The organism is Mesorhizobium sp. WSM4989 (assembly GCF_029625795.1).
GTDB lineage: Bacteria > Pseudomonadota > Alphaproteobacteria > Rhizobiales > Rhizobiaceae > Mesorhizobium.
In genome coordinates, this window is sequence record NZ_JARTVN010000002.1 from 276,444 (window position 1) to 296,128 (window position 19,685).

General features: G+C 63.6%; 17 protein-coding genes. 11 read left to right on the forward strand and 6 right to left on the reverse strand.

Annotated features, from left to right (window positions below):
* Positions 1-125: 125 nt before the first annotated feature.
* The 3 genes from P9217_RS14100 to P9217_RS14110 are packed head-to-tail and all read right to left on the reverse strand — an operon-like array spanning position 126 to position 2,506.
* Complete coding sequence (locus P9217_RS14100; RefSeq protein WP_127324640.1) at positions 126-1,163, reverse strand: phosphotransferase; 1,038 nt, start codon at positions 1,161-1,163, stop codon at positions 126-128.
* On the reverse strand, positions 1,160-1,645 hold the full coding sequence (locus P9217_RS14105) for a MaoC family dehydratase (RefSeq protein ID WP_277816115.1): 486 nt from the start codon (positions 1,643-1,645) through the stop codon (positions 1,160-1,162). The genes P9217_RS14100 and P9217_RS14105 overlap by 4 nt, the downstream gene beginning before the upstream one ends.
* A 45-nt stretch (positions 1,646-1,690) precedes the next feature.
* The gene (locus tag P9217_RS14110; protein ID WP_095823444.1) at positions 1,691-2,506 is read right to left on the reverse strand and encodes an SDR family oxidoreductase; all 816 of its coding nucleotides are present in this window, start codon (positions 2,504-2,506) and stop codon (positions 1,691-1,693) included.
* A 114-nt stretch (positions 2,507-2,620) separates the two neighbouring features.
* On the opposite strand from P9217_RS14110, the gene P9217_RS14115 reads away from it, so the two are divergent.
* The 3 genes from P9217_RS14115 (at position 2,621) to P9217_RS14125 (ending at position 5,427) form a co-directional block, all read left to right on the forward strand.
* Positions 2,621-3,862, forward strand: coding sequence for an acyl-CoA dehydrogenase family protein (locus tag P9217_RS14115; RefSeq protein ID WP_278087094.1), 1,242 nt, complete (start codon positions 2,621-2,623; stop codon positions 3,860-3,862).
* Between the two features lie 5 nt (positions 3,863-3,867).
* Entirely contained in the window at positions 3,868-4,905 is a 1,038-nt protein-coding gene (locus P9217_RS14120) for a zinc-binding dehydrogenase (protein ID WP_127325951.1), read from the forward strand.
* Between the two features lie 63 nt (positions 4,906-4,968).
* Positions 4,969-5,427 (forward strand): hypothetical protein, encoded by a 459-nt coding sequence (locus P9217_RS14125; RefSeq protein ID WP_164747693.1) that lies wholly within the window; start codon positions 4,969-4,971, stop codon positions 5,425-5,427.
* Positions 5,428-5,454: 27 nt separating this feature from the next.
* Here P9217_RS14125 and P9217_RS14130 read toward each other — a convergent pair whose 3' ends face one another.
* From P9217_RS14130 to P9217_RS14140, 3 genes are all read right to left on the reverse strand, one after another.
* The gene (locus tag P9217_RS14130; RefSeq protein ID WP_278087095.1) at positions 5,455-8,586 is read right to left on the reverse strand and encodes an efflux RND transporter permease subunit; all 3,132 of its coding nucleotides are present in this window, start codon (positions 8,584-8,586) and stop codon (positions 5,455-5,457) included.
* On the reverse strand, positions 8,583-9,740 hold the full coding sequence (locus tag P9217_RS14135; protein ID WP_127239422.1) for an efflux RND transporter periplasmic adaptor subunit: 1,158 nt from the start codon (positions 9,738-9,740) through the stop codon (positions 8,583-8,585). The genes P9217_RS14130 and P9217_RS14135 overlap by 4 nt, the downstream gene beginning before the upstream one ends.
* 246 nt (positions 9,741-9,986) lie before the next feature.
* Complete coding sequence (locus P9217_RS14140) at positions 9,987-10,817, reverse strand: MurR/RpiR family transcriptional regulator (RefSeq protein WP_067002767.1); 831 nt, start codon at positions 10,815-10,817, stop codon at positions 9,987-9,989.
* Between the two features lie 146 nt (positions 10,818-10,963).
* On the opposite strand from P9217_RS14140, the gene P9217_RS14145 reads away from it, so the two are divergent.
* The 8 genes from P9217_RS14145 (at position 10,964) to P9217_RS14180 (ending at position 19,653) form a co-directional block, all read left to right on the forward strand.
* Positions 10,964-11,782: an N-formylglutamate amidohydrolase gene (locus P9217_RS14145; RefSeq protein ID WP_127215381.1), complete on the forward strand. Its 819-nt coding sequence runs from the start codon at positions 10,964-10,966 to the stop codon at positions 11,780-11,782.
* A 22-nt stretch (positions 11,783-11,804) separates the two neighbouring features.
* Complete coding sequence (locus P9217_RS14150; RefSeq protein WP_278087096.1) at positions 11,805-13,361, forward strand: amino acid permease; 1,557 nt, start codon at positions 11,805-11,807, stop codon at positions 13,359-13,361.
* Between the two features lie 87 nt (positions 13,362-13,448).
* Entirely contained in the window at positions 13,449-14,819 is a 1,371-nt protein-coding gene (locus P9217_RS14155) for a glutamine synthetase family protein (protein WP_095778816.1), read from the forward strand.
* Positions 14,820-14,889: 70 nt separating this feature from the next.
* Positions 14,890-15,300: a hypothetical protein gene (locus P9217_RS14160; RefSeq protein WP_095823439.1), complete on the forward strand. Its 411-nt coding sequence runs from the start codon at positions 14,890-14,892 to the stop codon at positions 15,298-15,300.
* Positions 15,290-15,706: a type II toxin-antitoxin system VapC family toxin gene (locus P9217_RS14165; protein ID WP_095823438.1), complete on the forward strand. Its 417-nt coding sequence runs from the start codon at positions 15,290-15,292 to the stop codon at positions 15,704-15,706. Before P9217_RS14160 ends, P9217_RS14165 begins: the two co-directional genes overlap by 11 nt.
* A 24-nt stretch (positions 15,707-15,730) precedes the next feature.
* Positions 15,731-17,116, forward strand: coding sequence for an aldehyde dehydrogenase family protein (locus P9217_RS14170; RefSeq protein ID WP_067325854.1), 1,386 nt, complete (start codon positions 15,731-15,733; stop codon positions 17,114-17,116).
* A gap of 16 nt (positions 17,117-17,132) precedes the next feature.
* Positions 17,133-18,305 (forward strand): iron-containing alcohol dehydrogenase, encoded by a 1,173-nt coding sequence (locus tag P9217_RS14175; protein WP_095800500.1) that lies wholly within the window; start codon positions 17,133-17,135, stop codon positions 18,303-18,305.
* A gap of 241 nt (positions 18,306-18,546) precedes the next feature.
* Positions 18,547-19,653, forward strand: a complete 1,107-nt coding sequence (locus P9217_RS14180) for an ABC transporter substrate-binding protein (protein WP_095800499.1) — start codon at positions 18,547-18,549, stop codon at positions 19,651-19,653.
* Positions 19,654-19,685 lie beyond the last annotated feature (32 nt).

Below are 19,685 nucleotides of genomic sequence, written 5' to 3' on the forward strand. Positions count from 1 at the left end.
GTCCAGCGCCAGCGCATGGCCGCTCGCCCTCAGTGGCGAAGGCTTTGGCCGCGCCGCTGCCGAGGCCGCCTGTCGCACCGGCTAAAACACCGTCGCTCCATCGAAACGACCCCGGCTTGGCTCCCTCAACTTTTCTTGTCAATCAGTTCCACCGCCAGCGCGGCGAGCAGCTTCACCGCCTCGCCATAGGTCCTGGCCTTTTCCGGGTTGGAGGCATTGCCGTCCAGCGCGCGGCGGTAGACACCCTGGCAGATCGCCGCCAGGCGGAAGAAGGAGAAGGCGAGGAAGAAGGTCCAGTTGCCGATGCCGTCGATGCCGCGCCGGCGGCAATAGGCGGCGACATAGGCCTCCTCGGACGGCAGGCCGATCGAGGCGCGGTCGATGCCGTCTAGGCCGCGAAAGCCCGACGCATGCGGCAGCCGCCATTGCATGCATTGATAGGCGAGGTCGGCAAAAGGATGGCCAAGCGTCGACAGTTCCCAGTCGAGCACGGCGATGACCTTCGGCTCGTCCTTGGCGAAAATCATATTGTCCAATCGGTAGTCGCCATGCACCAGCGAGACCCGGCCGTCATCGGCCGGCATATGCGTCTCCAGCCAGGTCATCAGCCGATCCATAGCGGCTATGCTTTCGGTTTCGGAGGCGCGGTACTGACTTGTCCAGCGCGCGAACTGGCGCTGGAAATAGCTGCCGGGCTTGCCGAAATCGCCTAAGCCCACAGCCTCGACATCGACTTGGTGCAGGGCGGCGAGGGTCGCATTCATGGCGTCGTAGATCGCGGCACGCTCGTCATTGCCGGATGTATCCGGCAGCGACGGATCCCAGAAGATGCGCCCGTCGAGGAACTCCATGACGTAGAACATGCGGCCGATCGGCGTCATCTCGCCTGAAAGATGGAGCATGCGCGGCACCGGCACGGAGGTCGTGCTCAGCGCCTGCATGACCCGGAATTCGCGGTCGACCTGATGCGCCGATTTCAGCAACTGCCCCGGCGGCTTGGCGCGCAGCACGTAGCGGCCGCTGGCGGCGGTCAGCAGATAGGTCGGGTTCGACTGTCCGGACTTGAATTTTTCGGCCGCGCAAAGCTTGGAAAAACCAGGCACATGCGCTTCGAGATAAGGCGCAAGCGCTGCTTGGTCGAGCGCGTTGGCGTCGCCGCTCATGCGGTCTCGGGCTGGCGCTCGATCAGCGTCAGGGTCAGCCAGCGCGCGGTGAGCGCCGGCTTCTTCGATCCTTCGATCTCGATGGTGACGTCGTGCGCCGTCTGCACCCATCCCGAAGGCCGCACCTTGACGTCGGCCAGCACGAAATGGGTGCGGATGCGCGAGCCGGTCTTCACCGGCGCCAGGAAGCGCAGCGTGTCGAAGCCGTGATTGACGCCCATCTTGGTGTTTTCGATCGGCGGCATGGTCTCGAAGGTCATGGCCGACAGCAGCGACAGCGACAGGAAGCCGTGCGCGATGGTGCCGCCGAACGGCGTCTCGCGCGCGGCGCGTTCCGGATCGCAATGGATGAACTGGTGATCGTCGGTGGCGTCGGCGAACTGATCGATCATGCGCTGCGTCACCGTGCGCCAGGGCGACACGCCGACTTCCTTGCCGACGCTGGCCAGAAGCGTATCGAGACTGATCGGTTCCACGCTGATGTCCTCCGCACCCCGCCCGGATCGCGATTGCTTGAACCGGGCGTCCTACTCCTTGAACAATGTCATCCCGTGCTGCACCGACTGGCCGCCGTCGATCGGCAGGATGGCGCCGGTGACATAGCTTCCGGCACGGCTGCACAAATAGAGCGTTGCGCCGGCAATGTCATCCGCCACGCCGATGCGGCCGAGCGGAACATGGCTGCCGACACGTTTCGCCTGCTCCTCCGTGGCGGTGGCAAAGGCCGTCATCCGACTCTGGAAGGGACCGGGCGCAAAGGCGTTGACGGTGATGCGGCGGGCGGCGAATTCGATCGCCAGCGTGCGCGTCAGGTGATGCACGGCAGCCTTGGAGGCGGTGTAGGAATAGGCGTCGTCGGCCAGCGGCTGCGTGCCCATCACCGAGCCCAGATTGATCACGCGGGCCGGGTCATCGTCGCTTGCTGCAGCATCGAGCAGCGGCAAGAGCTCGCGCGTCAGGTGGAAGACGGCGGTGACGTTGACGCCCAACACCTTCGTCCAGGCGTGGTAGGGAAACTCTGCGAGCGGCGCGCCCCAGGAAATGCCGGCATTGTTGACCAGGATGTGCAGCCGGTCCGTTCGGACCTTCACCTCGGCAACCAGCGCGGCGATGCCCGCTTCGCTGGACACGTCGCCGGCAAACCCCTCGGTCCGACCGGAGCCGCCCTGAGCGTTGATTTCGTCGGCGACCCGCACACAGTCCTCGCCCTTGCGCGAGGCGATCATCACAGTGGCGCCGGCCTGCACCAGTCCGGTCGCCACCATGCGGCCGATGCCTGTTGCGGCACCGGTCACAAGCGCGGTCTTGCCGACGACCGAGAACAGCTTGTCGAGATAGCTCATCCTAATTCCTCCCGCGCGCCTCGTCCCGGCCGGAACCGAAGGACTCGCGTTGACAAGGCTAGCCGAAGTACGGTCATCCTTGCCACGGATAAAGAAGCGAAAGGGTCGGAACCGATGGCGGACATGAACCTCGGCATGACCGAGCGGCTGAAGCCGATCCATCAGCGCGTGGCCGCGATGGTGCGCGACGAGATCGCACCGCTCGGCGAGGAGTTTCTCGCCGAGGTCGGCAGAAACGGTGACCGCTGGACTTACACGGCCAGGCAGACTGAAATCCTCGAAGGACTGAAGAAGACGGCGCGGGAGCGCGGGCTGTGGAACTTCTGGCTGACCGATTCCAAGCGCGGCTACGGCCTGTCGACGGTCGAATATGCCTATCTGGCGGAGGAGATGGGCAAGGCGCATCTCGGCGCAGAGACCTTCAACTGCTCGGCGCCCGATACCGGCAATATGGAAGTGCTGGAGCGCTACGGCTCGGAAGAGCACAGGCGGCAATGGCTGGAGCCGCTGCTCGAAGGGAAGATCCGCTCGGCCTATCTGATGACCGAGCCGGACGTCGCCTCATCCGATGCCACCAATATTTCGATGCGCTGCGAGCGGCAGGGCGACGACTATGTGCTTAACGGCGAGAAATGGTGGGCGTCCGGGGCCGGCGATCCGCGCTGCGCCATCTATATCGTCATGGTGAGGACCGGCTCGGACGAGGAGCCGCAGCATCGCCGGCATTCGATGATCCTGGTGCCGGCGGAGAGCGAGGGGATCACCAAGCTCCGGCCTATGCAGGTCTATGGCGACGACGACGCGCCGCATGGCCATATGCATCTGAGGTTCAAGGATGTGCGGGTGCCGGCGGCGAACCTGATCCTCGGCGAGGGCAGGGGCTTCGAGATCGCGCAGGGACGGCTTGGGCCAGGCCGCATCCATCATTGCATGCGTGCGATCGGCCAGGCCGAGATGGCGCTGGAGATGCTGTGCCAGCGTTCTCTGCGGCGCGAGGCGTTCGGCCAATCGCTGGCAAAGCTCGGCGCCAATTTCGACATCGTCGCCGAATGCCGCATGGAGATCGAGATGGCGAGGCTCCTGTGTCTGAAGGCAGCTTGGATGATCGACCAGGGCGATGCACGCGCTGCGGCCCCTTGGATCAGCCAGATCAAGGTGGTAGCGCCGCGCGTCGCGCTCAAGGTCACCGACGAGGCGGTGCAGATGTTCGGCGCGCAAGGCATCAGCCAGGACACGCCGCTCGCCCGCTCGTGGACGCATCTGAGAACTCTGCGATTGGCCGACGGGCCGGACGCCGTGCACCGGCGGCAGGTGGCGCGCGCCGAGCTCAGGAAATACACCCAGGAGAAGATCTGACCGCCATGACGCTTCCATCGGAAATGCGAGGCTTGCTGCTTGTCGGCGACGGCTACAGCAAAACGCCTTCGGCCAGCGTGCCGGAGGCGATGGAGCCTTATTTGAAGCCCGGCAGCATCGCCGTGCCGGCGCCTGGTCCGACACAAGCGCTGATCAAGGTCAGTCTCGCCTCAATCAACCCGTCCGATATCGCCTTCATCACAGGGCAATACGGCCAGCCCCGTGTGCAGGGCCGGCCGGCCGGATTTGAGGGCGTCGGAATCGTGGCCTCGACTGGCGACGATCCATACGCAAAAAGCCTTGCGGGCAAGCGCGTCGCCTTCGCCACCGGCGTGTCGAACTGGGGCGCCTGGGCAGAATACGCGGTCGCCGAGGCGGCTTCCTGTATTCCACTGCTCGACACGGTGCGCGACGAGGACGCCGCGGCGATGATCGTCAATCCGCTGACCGCCTTAGCCATGTTCGACATCGTCAAGCAGGAGGGTGAGAAGGCTTTCATCATGACTGCCGGCGCCAGCCAGCTCTGCAAGCTGATCATCGGGCTGGCGAAAGAGGAGGGTTTTCGGCCGATCGTCACCGTGCGCCGCGACGAGCAGATCCCGCTGCTGAAAGAGCTGGGCGCCGCCCATGCGCTCAACGAGAAGGCGGCGGATTTCGAGGCCGCGCTGCGCGAGGTGATGAAGGCGGAGCAGCCCCGCATCTTCCTGGACGCAGTCACCGGACCGCTTGCCTCGGTCATCTTCAACGTCATGCCGAAGCGCTCGCGCTGGATCGTCTATGGGAGGCTCGACGCCGAGGCGACTGTCATCCGCGAGCCCGGCCAACTGATCTTCCAGCACAAGCGCATCGAAGGCTTCTGGCTGGCCGAATGGATGCGGCAGTTCCGCGACCGGCTCGGCCCGGCGGTGCTGGAGGCGCAGAAGAGGTTTTCCGACGGGCGCTGGTCGACGGATGTGACAGCGGTGGTGCCGCTGGACGAGGCCATGGCCAGGCTGTCGGACGAGCTGGTCAAGCCGAACGGCAAGGTGTTTGTTAAGCCCTGATCAAAATAACTCGAGGTCGCGTCTATGAGGCTACGGTGGTTTGTCGGATTCGTCCTGGTGTCAATGGCAGGTACATTTACTGCCGAGGCCGCCGACAAGTTCCCGCCCATTTGGCGCAAGTCGATGACCAATGATCCGGGTACGAACTATTTTCTCAATAAATATTCGGCCTCTTTGAATGATCCAGCATCGACCGCAATTAGAAATATCATGCTGGCGCGCGTCGTCGGCTCTGAATGCCAGTCATCGCGGCTCAGCAAGGCCAAGGTCAGGGCCTATCGCGATAGCATGCTCGGCTCGCTTTCGTCCGATGCATTGAAAGCGGCTGCATTCGCAGCCGGCAGCGAATTGCGCAACTTCGACTATGAAACGCTCGCCCATCTTTGTGCCGGCATCGATTATCAGTTTGGGCCGAAAGGAGTGCTCATAGCGGGTGCCGTTTCGTCAGGCAAAGGCGAGCCAAGATATTCCTACGATCAGCGCAATCCATACATTCGGCTGCCCGAATTCACCGGCAAGTAGCTGAGCTGCCTGGCTCGTGCTCGTCCACTATTCCGCCGGCTCGACATTGGCATAGGCGGCTTGCTCGAGTTCGCGCTTCACGCGGGCTTCCTCATGCGCCTTGGGCGTGACGAAGCGGCCGAGCAAGAGATAGGCGACAGGGGTCAGGAAAAGCGTGGAGACGGTCGCCAGGCCAAGGCCGCCGACGATCACCCAACCGAGCGCCACGCGCGCCTCGGCGCCTGCGCCCGAAGCCAGCACCAGCGGCACGCCGCCGAGCACGGTGCAGATCATCGTCATCATCACCGGGCGAAGGCGAATGGTGGCGGCCTCTTCGATCGCCTCGCGCACGCCAAGCCCGCGGTCGCGCAGCTGGTTGGCGAACTCGACGATCAGGATGCCGTTCTTGGCCATGACCCCGACCAGGAGGACCAGGCCGATCTGGCTGTAGGCATTGAGGCTGGTGCCCGACAAAAGCAGCGCGAAGATGGCGCAGGCGAGCCCGAGCGGCACTGTCGCCATGATGATGACGGCGCTGACGAAGCTCTCGAACTGGGCCGCCAGCACCAGAAGGATGATGACCAGCGCGAAACCGAAGATGGTCGCCATGGCGCTGTTGCTCTCGCCGAGCGTCGCCGCCTCGGCCAGCGGCACGATCCGCGCGTCCGACGGCAGCAGCGGTGTTGCGATTTCCTCGGCGCGCGTCAGCGCATCGCCGAGCGCGAAGCTGCCGCCCAGATTGGCGGTGATCGCCACGGACGGCTGCTGCTGCTCGCGAGTGAGGGACGGCGGCACGGCGCGCTCGGTCAGCGTGGCGATGGTCGACATCGGCACGAAGCGGCCGTCCGACGTTTTCAGAAAAATGTTTTCCAGATCGGTCGGATCGTTGATTGGATTGGTGGTCGAGACCAGCTTCACGCCATAGCTGCGGTCGGCGATGTAGACGTCGACGACATCGTTGCCGTCGAGCATTGCCTGCAGCGTGTCCGCAAGCCCGGTGATGTCGATGCCGAGGTCGGAGGCGCGCTCACGGTCGATGGCGACGGCAAGCTGCGGCTGCGTAAGGTCGACGGAAAGTCGCGGTGCTTGGAAGCGCGGATCCTGCCGCATCTCCTCGACGATCTGCACCGCCGCCGCGCTTAGCGCCTTGCGGTCGTTGCCGACCAGGGCGAATTGCAGGCCGCTGCCGGCGCCACGGATGCGAAGGCTGTTGGGCTGAACCGGGAAAACGCGGACGCTTGGCACCTGCTTCGTCAGGCGGCTGATCTCGGCCATGATCTCCTGCTGGCTGCGCGTCCGCTCGTCCCACGGCGCCAGCGTCATCACCATGAAGCCGCTGTTGTAGGCGCCGTTGTTGCCGGCATTCGCGAAGGTGCTGCGGATCTCGCCGGAATCGCGCAAAGGCTGGATCAGCCGCTCGATCTTGCGCATCTGCTCGGTGGTATAGTCGAGGCTGACTCCTTGCGGCGCGTTGATGCGCAGCAAAACGACGGCGCGGTCTTCGGTCGGCGTCAGCTCCTGACGTATCGTGCCGAACAAAGTGAAGGCGGTGCCAGCGAAGAGCATAGCGACGAGCACTACGATCCAGGGGGCGCCGAGGCAGGCATGCAGGCAGCGCTTGTAGAGCCGATGCAATGCGCCGCCGATGCGAGCGCCCACGCCGCTGCCACCTTCGTGGTGAAGAGAGGCGCTGGTCAGCATGCGCGAGGCGAGCATCGGGCAGAGCGTCAGCGCCACGACGCAGGAGAGCAGTACCGACATCGCCAGCACGAAGCCGAACTCGCGAAAGAGCCCGCCGGTCTGTCCCGGCAGGAAGGAGATCGGCACGAAGACGGCGACCAGGGTCAGCGTCGTGGCAACGACGGCGAAGAAGACTTCCTGGGTGCCGAGCACGGCGGCCGCGCGCGGCCCCATGCCCTCGTTGCGGCGGCGCACGATATTTTCGAGCACGACGATGGCGTCGTCGACGACGAGGCCCGTCGCCAGAACCAGCGCCAGCAGCGTCAGGATGTTGATGGAAAAGCCGGCGAGGTAGATCGCGGCGATGGTGCCGATCATGGCGACCGGCATCGACAGGCCCGGGATCAGCGTCGCGCGCCAGTCGAGCAGGAAGGCGTAGATGACGATCAGCACGATCGAGACGGAAAGCGCGAGCGCGATCTCAACCTCGTGCACAGCGGCGTTGACGAAGACGGCATCGTCGCTGGTGACCTTGATCGACATGCCTTGCGGAAGGTTTGCCTGGAGCTTCTCCACGGCGGCCCTGACGCCGGTCGATATATCGAGCGTGTTCGATTCCGCCTGGCGGATGATGCCGAGGCCGATGCCGGTTTTGCCGTCGGAGCGCAATGAGGTCTGGCCGATGTCGGGGCCGAGCGTCACGGTGGCGACGTCGCGGATGCGCGTCGCGCCGCCGATGACGATGCTCTCGAATTCCTCCGGCGTGGTCACGTCGGCCGTCGTGCGCACGACGAGGTCCTGGTTTGTGGTGGTGATCGAGCCGGCCGGGGAATCGAAGGCGACGGAGGCGAGCGCCTTGCGCAAATCCGCCACGGTGAAGCCGTGGCTTGCCAGCTTGTTCTGGTCGACGTCGATGCGGAAGATTTTGTCGCGGTCGCCGGATACCTGGACGTCGGCGACCCCTGGAACGGCGGCGAGCTCGTCCTCGATGCGGTCCTGGACCAGCACCGTCATGTCCTGCACCGACATGGTGTAGGACGTGACCGCCAGCCGCATCACCGGGTCGGAATTGGCGTCGGCCTTGACGATGCGCGGCGCATCGGCGGTCTCGGGCAGTTGGTTGGTGATGCGGCTGACGGAATCGCGGACATCGGAGGCGGCTACATTGAGATCGACGCCGTCGTTGAACTCGATGGTGACGCGGCTCTGGCCGAAAGATGAAGTCGACGAGATCGACTTGACACCCGAGACGCGCGCGACGGCGCCCTCGATCGGGTCGGTCAACTCGCGGTCGACGGTTTCGGCGGCCGCGCCCTCGAAGGTGGTGTTGACGGTGATGACCGGGCGGTCGACATCCGGCAGTTCGCGGATTTCGACGCCCCAGAAGGCTGCGAGGCCGGCGACCGCGATGAGCGTGTTGAGCACGAAGGCCATGACCGGCCTGCGGATGAAGAGCGCGGTCAGGCCCGATCCCGCGGTCTGGTCGCCGGTGGCGCTCATGAGCCTTCGGCCGCGGTGGCGCGGTCCTCGCCGGCGATCCGGACGTCGCCGCCTTCGCTGACACTCTCCGTGCCTTCGGTCACCACCATGTCGCCGCTCTCGACGGGAGCATCGATCAGCACCGTCTCGGTGTTGCGCTGGATGATGCGCACCGGCACGCGCTTTGCCTTGCCGTTTTCGACGGTCCAGATATAGGCGCCGTCGGTGCCCCACTGGATGGCCAGTGGGCTGACGGCCGGATAGGTGTCGCCGGGGAATTTCATGGCGATCTGGAACGACATGCCGGCGCGCAGCGAATCCGCCGGGTTGGCGATCGTCGCCTTGACGAGCAGCGTGCGGCTGTTCTCGTCGATATGGTTGTCGATGGCCGAAACCGTGCCGGAATAGACCTGGTTGGGGTTGGCCAGCGGCGTGGCCGACAATCGCTGTCCGACCTTTACAGCGGCGGCGAAACGCTCCGGCACCCAGAAATCGACCAATATGCTCGAGCGGTCGTCAAGCGTGGCGATCGCCGACTGGCTGGTGACATAGTTGCCGGCGGCGATCGGCAGGATACCGACAGTGCCTTCGATAGGCGCGACGACCGAGCGGCGCTCGAGCGCGAGCTCGGCATCGCGCAGCGCCAGCTTGGCATTGGCGAGCGCCACCTCGGCATCCGCGACGGCAACTTGCGTGGCGGCATTGGAGGCTCGCAGCGACTTGACCCGGTCGAGCTTCGCCTGGGCGTCGTCGAGCGCGACCTTGGCACGGTCGCGCGCAATCACTTCCGTCTCCGAATCGAGCCTGGCGATGACATCGCCTTTTTCGACATGGGTGCCGGACTGCACCGGCAGTTCGGTGAGGCGGCCGGAAGAGTATGGATTGACAGTGACTGTCGCATTGGCGCGGCCGGTCCCGATCGCCTGAAGCCTGTCGTTGATGGTGGCGGTGCCGGCAGGGGAGGCGACAATGGTCACGATCTGGCCGGCGCGATTGCGACCGGACCGGACAGAACCGCTCTCGATGCTTCCCGTGGCGGGGGGCGTCGCCGCAATCGCCCAGTCAATACCCCAGCGTGCCAATACCTCAGGCGCGCCGGGATAGAAGCGCGCCCAGGCGGCCGCAGCGGCAACCACGATCACCAGCGCAAGAACAATCTGTTTCCAGCTCGACATTGACACTCCAGCGGCAGAATCGTCCGCCGGTTCCAAGTGGAAGCAGGCTGAGCGACGATACGGCGTGAGAGCGATACCGGCCACGCCACATCATAATATCAGCGTTTTATGGCAATTATCACGCAAACGTGCACATTAAATCTCGGTAACGTGAAGCGGGATCATCGCTTCGGTCCCACCTTTTGCCGCAATTTGGGGGATGCCGGCCGCCATTCGGTTAAAGGAAAACCGAACGGACGGAACTGCCTAGCGCAGGCTCTCCAGGTCGCGGATGCGCTTGGCGCCGGCGGCTTCGAGCTGCCTCGTAACCGCGCCGATCAGCGTTTCGGCGACGACAAAGAGGGCGGCGGATGAATCCCAGGCCGAAGGCACGGCGGTACGCCCGGCGATCACATGGCGGGCGAAGCGGGCGATCGGCGAGAGCCACTGATCGGTGAAGAGCACGATTTGGACGCCGCGCTGGTGCGCCTTCTCGGCAAAGCGGAGCAGACTTTCCTGGTAGCGCCTGATGTCGAAGATAACCAGGACGTCGCGCTTGCCCATGTCAATCAGCCGGTCGCGCCAGATGCTCTCCTGGCCGGCGAGGTGGTAGACGTCTGGCTGGATGATGGCGAGATGGGCTGCCATGTAGCGCGCGAGCGGATCGGTGAAGCGGCCGCCGATCAGAAAGGTCTTGCCGCGGCGCTCGGCAAGCCGTGCGGCAATGTCGGCCAACTGCTTGTCGGTAAGGTGCCGGAACGTCTCGCGCATGTTGTCGAGCGTCGCCTCCAGCATCGGCGAAACGGCGCCGCCATTGGCGGGCGACGCCGAGTTGAGCGTGCGAGAGGCCGGCGACTGCAATTGCGCGGCCAGTTCATCCTGCAGCGCCGACTGGAATTCGGGATAGTTCTGGAAACCCAACCTGGCGACGAAACGCAGAATCGTCGGTGAGGAGACTCCCGCCGCGGTCGAGAACTCGGCCACGGTCTTCAGCCCGGTCAGCGGATAGTTGGCAATCAGCGTCTGCGCGGCGCGGCGCTCGCCTGCCGGCATGGTGCCGATGCGGTCCGAAATCAGTTCGGCAATACTGGAGATCATCGTTTTCCCCACCCTTTGACCCGGTCGCCGCCGTTTTCGGAATTCCGCGTTTGACAAAGCCGCGTAAACTGTATGAAATCATTCACAGGGGCGCAATGAGGCAAATTACGTAACATAAGATACAGCGCTCCCGAGGGGACGGCAGTATGGCCAAAGCACGGCGCGCCAGCCTTGCACCGTCTGAGACCGTGAGGGTGACCAACCCCGGCGGCTCGAGCCCCTTCGTCCTCACCTGCGATCACGCCTCGAACTTCCTGCCCGCCGAATTCGGAACGCTCGGGCTGCCCGCCGAGGATCTCTCCCGGCATATCGCCTGGGATCCGGGCGCACTGCCGGTCGCCAGCCGGATGGCCGACGCGCTCGACGCCACGCTGGTCGAAACCCGCATCTCGCGCCTGGTGATCGACTGCAACCGCCCGCTCGACGCGCCGGACCTCGTGCCGCCGGTCAGCGAGGCGACGGCCATTCCGGGCAATTCGAATCTCTCTGGCAAGCAGCGCGCGGAGCGGATCGATCTCGCGTGGCGTCCGTTCCACGACTCGATCGCTGAGATCATCGAGCAGCGGCTGGCGCTCGGGCAGGAAACGCGCCTGGTGTCGGTGCACTCCTTCACGCCGGTTTATAAGGGCAGGAGCCGTCCCTGGCATATCGGCATCATCCATGACGACGATCGCCGGCTGGCAGCGCCGCTGATATCGGCGCTCAAGCGGCTGTCCGGCGTCACCGTTGGCGTCAACGAACCCTATTCGCCGGCCGACCGCGTCTATTTCACGCTGGAACGGCACGCGCGCTCGCGCGGCCTTGCCTGCGCGATGATCGAAATCCGCAACGACGAGATCTCCGGCGAGACCGGGCAGCGGAAATGGGCGGATCTGCTCACAGGCATATTCTCGAATCTGGAGCCCGAGGAGGCCAGGGGCTCCCGACAACGCGCAATGGGAAAGTCAGTACAGTCGGCCAGCTAAGAAACCACAGGGGACTTCCAACATGGCAGCAAATGACTACACCGAAGTCGACAAGGCTGAGGACATACAGGTCCTCCACAGCATGGGCTATGCCCAGGAACTGGAGCGGCGCCTCAGCCGCTTCTCGAATTTCGCGGTTTCCTTCTCCATCATCTGCATCCTGTCCGGCGGCATCAACTCGCTGGCGCAGGCGACCTCCGGCGCCGGCGGCATCGGCATCGGCATAGGCTGGCTGGTGGGCTGTTTCGTGTCGCTCACCTTCGCGGTCGCCATGTCGCAGATCAGCTCGGCCTATCCGACGGCCGGCGGCCTCTATCACTGGGGCTCGATCCTCGGCAATCGCGGCACCGGCTGGGTTACCGCCTGGCTCAACCTGCTTGGCCTGATCACCGTGCTCGGCGCCATCAACGTCGGCACCTGGACTTTCTTCGTCGGCGCTTTCGGGCCGGCGCTGGGCATTGAAAACAACCTGACCACCCAGACGATCTTCCTGGTCATCATCACCGGTGCGCAGGCGCTGATCAACCATCTGGGCATCAAGCTGACGGCAAAGCTAACCGACTTTTCGGGCTATCTGATCTTCTTCGGCTCGATCCTGATCGCGGTGGTCTGCCTGCTCTCGGCCGAGACCTGGGACTTCAGCCGCCTCTTCACCTTCCACAACTACTCAGGCGATGCCGGAGGCGGCGTGTGGCCGCAGGTCTCGAACGCCTGGGTCTTCGCGCTGGGCCTCCTGCTGCCGATCTATACGATCACCGGCTATGACGCCTCGGCGCACACGTCGGAGGAAACCATCAAGGCGGCTTCTTCCGTGCCGCGCGCGATGGTCATGTCGGTCATCTGGTCGGCGCTGTTTGGCTACCTGTTCCTGGCTGCCTTCGTGTTGATGATCCCGAACATGGACGAGGCCGCCAAGCAGGGCTGGAACGTGTTCTTCTGGGCCTTCGACCAGCGCGTCGGAACCGGACTGAAGGAGTTCGTCTATCTCGTCGTGTTCCTGGCACAGCTGCTGTGCGGCCTTGCCACCGTCACGTCGGCCTCGCGCATGATCTTCGCCTTCTCGCGTGACGGCGGCCTGCCCGGCTCGGCAGCGCTTTCCAAGGTCAGCCCGACCTATCGCACGCCCGTGGCGGCGATCTGGACAGCCTCGATCCTGTCGGTGCTGTTCGTGTGGGGCTCGTCGGTGGTCTCGGTCGCCGGCACCTCGGCCTACACGATCGTGGTGTCCTGCACCGTCATCTTCCTGTTCCTCTCCTTCACCGTGCCGATCGTGCTCGGCATGACGGCCTGGGGGACGCCGAAGTGGGACAAGATGGGGCCGTGGAACATGGGCCGCGGCATCTTCATGCTGTTCGGTCTGCTCTCGATCGTGTCGATGATCCTGATCTTCGTCATCGGCATCCAGCCGCCGAACGACTGGGCGCTCTACATCACCGTCGGCTTCTTCATCCTGACGGCGGTCGTCTGGTTCGCCTTCGAGCGCAACCGCTTCCAGGGGCCGCCGCTCGGCGACATCATCGCGGCGCGCCAGGCGGCGATCAAGGCGGCAGAGCAGGCGGTCGGCGAGACCGGCCACTGACATCGGACATCATGGCCCTGGCCGGCGTCACGCCGGCCAGGGCTTCGTTTCTCCCTTTCAATCGACAAGTGTTGGAGTGCCAAAGGAATGGCCGGGAATTTCTCGTTCGATCAGTTGAAGAAAGCGGTCTCGAACGGCGAGGTCGACACGGTGCTGGCCTGCATCGTCGACATGCAGGGCCGGCTCGCGGGGAAGCGCTTCCTGGCCCAGTATTTCGTCGATTCCGCGCATGGCGAGACGCATGGCTGCAACTATCTGCTGGCCTGCGACATCGATATGGAGCCGGTGCCGGGCTACAAGGCGGCGAGCTGGTCGAAGGGTTATGGCGACTTTGTCATGAAACCCGACCTGTCGACGTTGCGGCGCGTCCCATGGCTGGAGAAGACGGCGCTGGTCATCTGCGACGTGCTCGATCATCACGACCATGAGGACCTCGCGCATTCGCCGCGCGCGATCCTGAAGAAGCAGGTCAAGCGCCTGAGCGAGCGCGGCTATATCGGCTACTTCGCCTCCGAGCTCGAATTCTACCTGTTCAGCGAAACCTATGAATCGGCGCGCAGGAAGCACTGGCAAGGGCTCGACAGCGCTTCGCCCTATATCGGCGACTACCAGATCGGCATCACCACCAAGGAAGAAGGCGTCATGCGCCGGCTCCGCAACGAGATGGAGGCAGCCGGTATCCCGATCGAAAATTCCAAGGGCGAGTGGGGTCCGGGCCAGGAAGAGATCAATGTGCGCTATGCCGAGGCGCTCGAGATGGCGGATCGCCACGTCATCCTGAAGAACGGCGCCAAGGAGATCGCCGATTCCGAAGGCAAGGCCATCTCCTTCATGGCCAAGTACAATTACGGGCTCGCCGGCAATTCCAGCCACATCCACAATTCGCTGTGGAGCGCCGACGGCGGGACGCCGCTGTTCTTCGACAAAAACGCCGAATGGACGCTGTCGAGCCTCGGCCAGCAATGGGCGGCCGGCCAGCTCAAATACGCCAAGGAGTTCACCTGGTTCCTGGCGCCGTACATCAACTCCTACAAGCGCTTCCAGGCCGGCACCTTCGCGCCGACCAAGATCATGTGGAGCGAGGACAACCGCACGGCGGGATTCCGGCTGTGCGGCGAGGGTACCAAGGGCATCCGCATGGAATGCCGCATCGGCGGCGCCGATCTCAACCCCTATCTCGCCTTCGCCGCGCTGATCGCGGCCGGTCTCGCCGGCATCGACGAGAAGCTGGAGCTGCAGAAGCCGTTTGTCGGCGACGCCTATCAGGCGTCGCAACTGCCGGAAATCCCGAAGACGCTGCGCGATGCCACCGAGACGCTGGAAGGCTCCACGATGCTGAAGCAGGCCTTCGGCGAGGAGGTGATCGAGCACTATGTCCACACCGCCCGCTGGGAGCAGTTCGAATACGACCGCCGTATCACGGATTGGGAACTGCACCGGGGGTTTGAACGCTACTAAAGCTGTAATCGACGTTGACTGAACCTAACTAAAGCTGCAGTCTTGGCTGGTTGAGTTCGGGAACGTGAGAATGGGAAAGTATTCGCCTTTGCGTTCGTATCTTATGGCTCAAACCGGCGAGCGGGTTCCGATGTCGTTCAGCGACATCGAGAAGCTGCTTGGCGAAAAGCTACCGGCGTCCAAGCAGTATCCGGCTTGGTGGAGCAATAACCCCAGCAACAATCCAATGACAAAGGAGTGGCTGGCCGCGGGGTTCCAGACTGAGTCCGTCAATATAGCGGGCGAAAATCTGGTCTTTCGGCGCGTTCAGCCAGGTTCCGGCACTGCAAAGGGGTTCGGCGAATCGGCTCAGGCCGAGATCGGCGGGACACCGACACGGCACCCGATCTTCGGCTGCATGAAGGGAACGCTTACTATCCTCCCAGAGGTCGATCTGACGGAGCCTGTCGAGCAGGATTGGGGCAAGGTCTATGAAGACTGAGAACCTTCTGTTGGACACTTGCGCGGTCATCTGGATTTCGCAGGACGAACCGATAGCCGATGCGGCGACAACGGCTATCAGCAAGGCTCCTCAGTCCGGCACGCTGAACGTATCGGTCATGACGGCATGGGAGATGGGCATGCTGGTATCGAAGGGCAGGTTGCCGTCCACGAAGACGCCCGACCGTTGGTTCGACGAGTTCGTTGAGGCGGCGGCCGTCACAGTGGAAGGGGTGACGCCACGTATTCTCATCGCGGCCTCCTACCTCCCAGGTGTCGTTCACAGCGATCCAATGGATCGAATTCTGATAGCGACCGCGCGGGAGCGCGATTTGACTATCGTAACCCGTGACAAGGCCATTTTGGCCTATGCCGCGCATGGTCATGTCAGAGCCATCGCCTGCTGAAAGAGTCAATTTGGAGACGTCTTCTTGGATACCGTAAAACTTAAATCACCCATCGATGGCTCGATCTATGCCGAGCGGCCGGTCGCGACGGATCAGGCGATCAACGCGGCAGTAGAGCGCGCCAGGGCGGCGCAGGAGAAGTGGGCCGAGACACCGGTCGCGGAGCGCGGCAAGTACATGCTGGCCATGCTGGAAGCGCTGGTCGGCATCAGCGACGAGATCGTGCCCGAGATCGCCTGGCAGATGGGGCGGCCGGTGCGCTATGGCGGCGAGTTCGGCGGCGTCAAGGAACGCACCAGCTACATGGTCGAGATCGCGGAAGCTGCGCTGAAGCCGATCATGGCCTCCAATCCGAAGGACGGCTTTCGCCGCTATGTCAAGAAGGTGCCGCTTGGCGTCGTGCTGGTGATCGCGCCGTGGAACTATCCTTATCTCACCGCGGTCAACACGATCGTGCCGGCGCTGATGGCCGGAAGCGCGGTCATCCTCAAGCATGCGGCGCAGACGCTGCTGGTCGGCGAGCGCTTCCAGCAGGCGTTCGACAAGGCGGGCCTGCCGAAAGGCCTGTTCCAGAATCTGGTCATGAACCACGACCAGACCGAAAGGCTGCTCGGCTCGGGCAAGATCGATCATGTCAACTTCACCGGCTCGGTTGCCGGCGGCCGCGCCATCGAGAAGGCCGCGGCCGGCACCTTCATGACGCTCGGCCTCGAGCTCGGCGGCAAGGATCCGGCCTATGTCCTTCCCGACGCCAAAATGGACCATGCGGTCGCCAATTTGGTCGACGGCGCCTTCTACAATTCCGGCCAATGCTGCTGCGGCATCGAGCGCGTCTATGTGCACGAAAAGGTCTATGACGAGTTCGTCGAAGGTTTTGTCGCCGAGACCAGGAACTATGTCGTCGGCAATCCGCTGGAGCAGGCGACGACCATGGGTCCGATGGCGCAGGCACGCTTCGCCGACCTGATCCGCGAGCAGAAGGCAGAGGCGCTGCGCAAGGGCGCCAAGGCGCATATCGCCATGAAGGTGGAAAACGACAGGCCGGGCTCGCCCTATCTGGCGCCGGAAGTGCTGACCGGTGTCGACCACCAGATGAGCGTCATGCGCGAGGAAAGCTTCGGCCCGATCGTCGGCATCATGAAGGTGCGCGACGACGAGGAAGCCATCGCGCTGATGAACGACAGCCCCTATGGGCTGACGGCCTCGATCTGGACGCGCGACACCGAGCGCGCCGTGGCGATCGGCGACCGGGTCCAGACAGGCACCGTGTTCATGAACCGCTGCGACTATCTCGATCCGGCGCTGGTCTGGACCGGCGTCAAGGACACCGGCAAGGGCGCGGCGCTGTCCGCCATCGGCTACGACAACCTGACCCGGCCGAAATCCTATCACCTGCGCGAAGCGATCTGAATTCGAAAGACAATCCATGTCCAAGCTCACCTCCAAATGGAACTACCCCACCACCGTCCGCTTCGGCGCGGGGCGCATCAAGGAACTGCCGGACGCGCTGGCTGCGGCAGGCATCAAGCGCCCGCTTTTCGTGACCGACCCGGGCCTGGCGAAGCTGCCCGTCGTCGCTTCGACACTGAAGATCCTCGACGATGCCAATGTGCCTTATGGCGTCTTTTCCGAGGTGAAGCCGAACCCGGTCGAGTCCAACCTGATCGCCGGCATCGCCGTGTTCAAAAAAGGCAAGCATGACGGGGTCGTCGCTTTCGGCGGCGGCTCGGCGCTCGACCTCGGCAAGCTGATCGCCTTCCAAGCCGGGCAGACGCGTCCGGTATGGGATTTCGAGGACATCGGCGACTGGTGGACGCGCGCCAACTCGGATGCGATCGCGCCGATCATCGCGGTGCCGACCACGGCGGGCACCGGTTCCGAGGTCGGCCGCGCCGGCGTCATCACCAATGAAGAGACCCACACCAAGAAAGTCATTTTCCACCCGAAGCTTTTGCCGGCGATCGTGATTGCCGATCCGGAGCTGTCGGTCGGCATGCCGCCCTTCATCACGGCCGGCACCGGCATGGACGCGCTCGCCCACTGCCTCGAAGCCTATTGCGCGCCGGGCTATCATCCGATGGCAGACGGCATCGCCGTGGAAGGCATCCGGCTGGTGTTCGAAAACCTGCCCAAGGCCTTCGCCAACGGCAAGGATCTGGTCGCCCGCGCGAATATGATGAGCGCGGCCGCGATGGGCGCGGCCGCCTTCCAGAAAGGGCTGGGCGCCATCCACTCTCTGTCGCATCCGATCGGCGCGCTCTACGACACCCATCACGGCATGACCAATGCGGTGTTCATGCCCTATGTCCTCGCCTTCAACCGCGATGCGATCGAGGATCGCATCGCGCGGCTCGCCGCCTATTGCGGCATCAAGGGCGGCTTCGATGGCTTCGCAAAAGCCGTCATCAAATTGCGCAAGGAGCTCAAGGTGCCGCATGCGCTGCCCGGCCTGATCAAGGACCTCGACATGGACAAGAACCGCAAGACACTGATCGCCGACATGGCGGTGGTCGATCCGACCGCCGGCGGCAATCCGGTCAAGCTCACCAAGAAAGGGGCGCTTGCTCTGCTCGAAAATGCCATCGTAGGGTCTGTGTAAACCAATTTGCAGCGGAAAGTTGATCTGGAAACGAGGGGAAAGGAAAGGGCAACGGGCGGAATGCAAGGAGGAGAATAATTAGCCGGAAAAAGAATCGCGAAGCGATTGCTACAGCCGGTTAAAGAGAGTTTACTTTTTCGTGTTGCGGGGTGCCGCTTTCACAAAGCTTTCATCTGGCTGTCACACGAAAACGATACCGCATCGCAGGCGTCCAATGGCGTCAGTTCAACGGAGAGAACACATGTTCAAATTCACGGGGAAAGTGCTTTCCCTTTCGGCCGCGGCGCTGTTTGCGTCGACGGTGATTTCGTCCGCCGACGCGATGGACGATCTCGTCAAGGCGGCGAAAGCCGAGGGCCAGCTCACCACCATCGCGCTGCCGCACGACTGGTGCGGCTATGGCGACGTCATCGCCGGCTTCAAGGCGAAGTATCCGGAGATCACCGTCAACGAGCTCAACCCGGATGCAGGCTCCGGCGATGAGATCGAGGCGATCAAAGCGAACAAGGACAACAAGGGCCCGCAGGCACCTGACGTCATCGACGTCGGCCTGTCCTTCGGTCCGTCCGCCAAGAAGGACGGCCTGATCCAGCCTTATAAAGTCTCGACCTGGGATTCCATTCCGGACAGCGCCAAGGACGCTGACGGCTACTGGACAGCCGACTATTATGGCGTGCTCTCGTTCCAGGTGAACAAGGATCTGGTCAAAGAATCGCCGACCGACTGGGCCGACCTGCTGAAGCCTGAATTCGCCAACTCGGTTGCCCTTGCCGGCGATCCGCGCGCTTCGAACCAGGCTATCCAGGCCGTCTACGCCGCCGGCCTTGCCAGCGGTGCTGCCGCTGGCGAAGCCGCAGGCACTGCCGGGCTCGAGTTTTTCAAGAAGCTCAATGCCGCCGGCAACTTCGTGCCGGTCATCGGCAAAACCGCGACGCTCGCCCAGGGCCAGACGCCGATCCTCGTCACCTGGGACTACAACGCGCTCTCCGGTCGCGACACGCTGAAGGGCAATCCCCCCGTTGACGTCATTGTGCCGAAGACCGGCGTTGTCGCCGGCGTTTACGTGCAGGCGATCAGCGCTTACGCGCCGCATCCGAATGCGGCCAAGCTTTGGCTGGAATATCTCTACTCCGACGAAGGCCAGATCGGCTGGCTGAAGGGCTATTGCCACCCGATCCGCTTCAACGATCTCGCCAAGAACGGCAAGGTTCCGGCGGATATGCTGGCGAAGATGCCTCCGGCCGAGTCCTATGCGGCCGCGGTGTTTCCGACGCTCGATGAACAGGGCAAGGCGAAAGAAGCCATCACCAAGAACTGGGACGCCGTTGTCGGCGCCAATGTGAAGTAAGCATCAATACGGTCCGGGGGGGGGGGGGGGGG

What these genes read in the sequence shown, in the direction of transcription:
- P9217_RS14100 (WP_127324640.1), bottom strand. Translation starts at nt 1,163, where the DNA reads ATGAGCGGCGACGCCAACGCGCTCGACCAAGCAGCGCTTGCGCCTTAT.
- P9217_RS14110 (WP_095823444.1), bottom strand. Translation starts at nt 2,506, where the DNA reads ATGAGCTATCTCGACAAGCTGTTCTCGGTCGTCGGCAAGACCGCGCTT.
- P9217_RS14115 (WP_278087094.1), top strand. Translation starts at nt 2,621, where the DNA reads ATGGCGGACATGAACCTCGGCATGACCGAGCGGCTGAAGCCGATCCAT.
- P9217_RS14120 (WP_127325951.1), top strand. Translation starts at nt 3,868, where the DNA reads ATGACGCTTCCATCGGAAATGCGAGGCTTGCTGCTTGTCGGCGACGGC.
- P9217_RS14125 (WP_164747693.1), top strand. Translation starts at nt 4,969, where the DNA reads ATGGCAGGTACATTTACTGCCGAGGCCGCCGACAAGTTCCCGCCCATT.
- P9217_RS14130 (WP_278087095.1), bottom strand. Translation starts at nt 8,586, where the DNA reads ATGAGCGCCACCGGCGACCAGACCGCGGGATCGGGCCTGACCGCGCTC.
- P9217_RS14135 (WP_127239422.1), bottom strand. Translation starts at nt 9,740, where the DNA reads ATGTCGAGCTGGAAACAGATTGTTCTTGCGCTGGTGATCGTGGTTGCC.
- P9217_RS14140 (WP_067002767.1), bottom strand. Translation starts at nt 10,817, where the DNA reads ATGATCTCCAGTATTGCCGAACTGATTTCGGACCGCATCGGCACCATG.
- P9217_RS14145 (WP_127215381.1), top strand. Translation starts at nt 10,964, where the DNA reads ATGGCCAAAGCACGGCGCGCCAGCCTTGCACCGTCTGAGACCGTGAGG.
- P9217_RS14150 (WP_278087096.1), top strand. Translation starts at nt 11,805, where the DNA reads ATGGCAGCAAATGACTACACCGAAGTCGACAAGGCTGAGGACATACAG.
- P9217_RS14155 (WP_095778816.1), top strand. Translation starts at nt 13,449, where the DNA reads ATGGCCGGGAATTTCTCGTTCGATCAGTTGAAGAAAGCGGTCTCGAAC.
- P9217_RS14160 (WP_095823439.1), top strand. Translation starts at nt 14,890, where the DNA reads ATGGGAAAGTATTCGCCTTTGCGTTCGTATCTTATGGCTCAAACCGGC.
- P9217_RS14165 (WP_095823438.1), top strand. Translation starts at nt 15,290, where the DNA reads ATGAAGACTGAGAACCTTCTGTTGGACACTTGCGCGGTCATCTGGATT.
- P9217_RS14175 (WP_095800500.1), top strand. Translation starts at nt 17,133, where the DNA reads ATGTCCAAGCTCACCTCCAAATGGAACTACCCCACCACCGTCCGCTTC.
- P9217_RS14180 (WP_095800499.1), top strand. Translation starts at nt 18,547, where the DNA reads ATGTTCAAATTCACGGGGAAAGTGCTTTCCCTTTCGGCCGCGGCGCTG.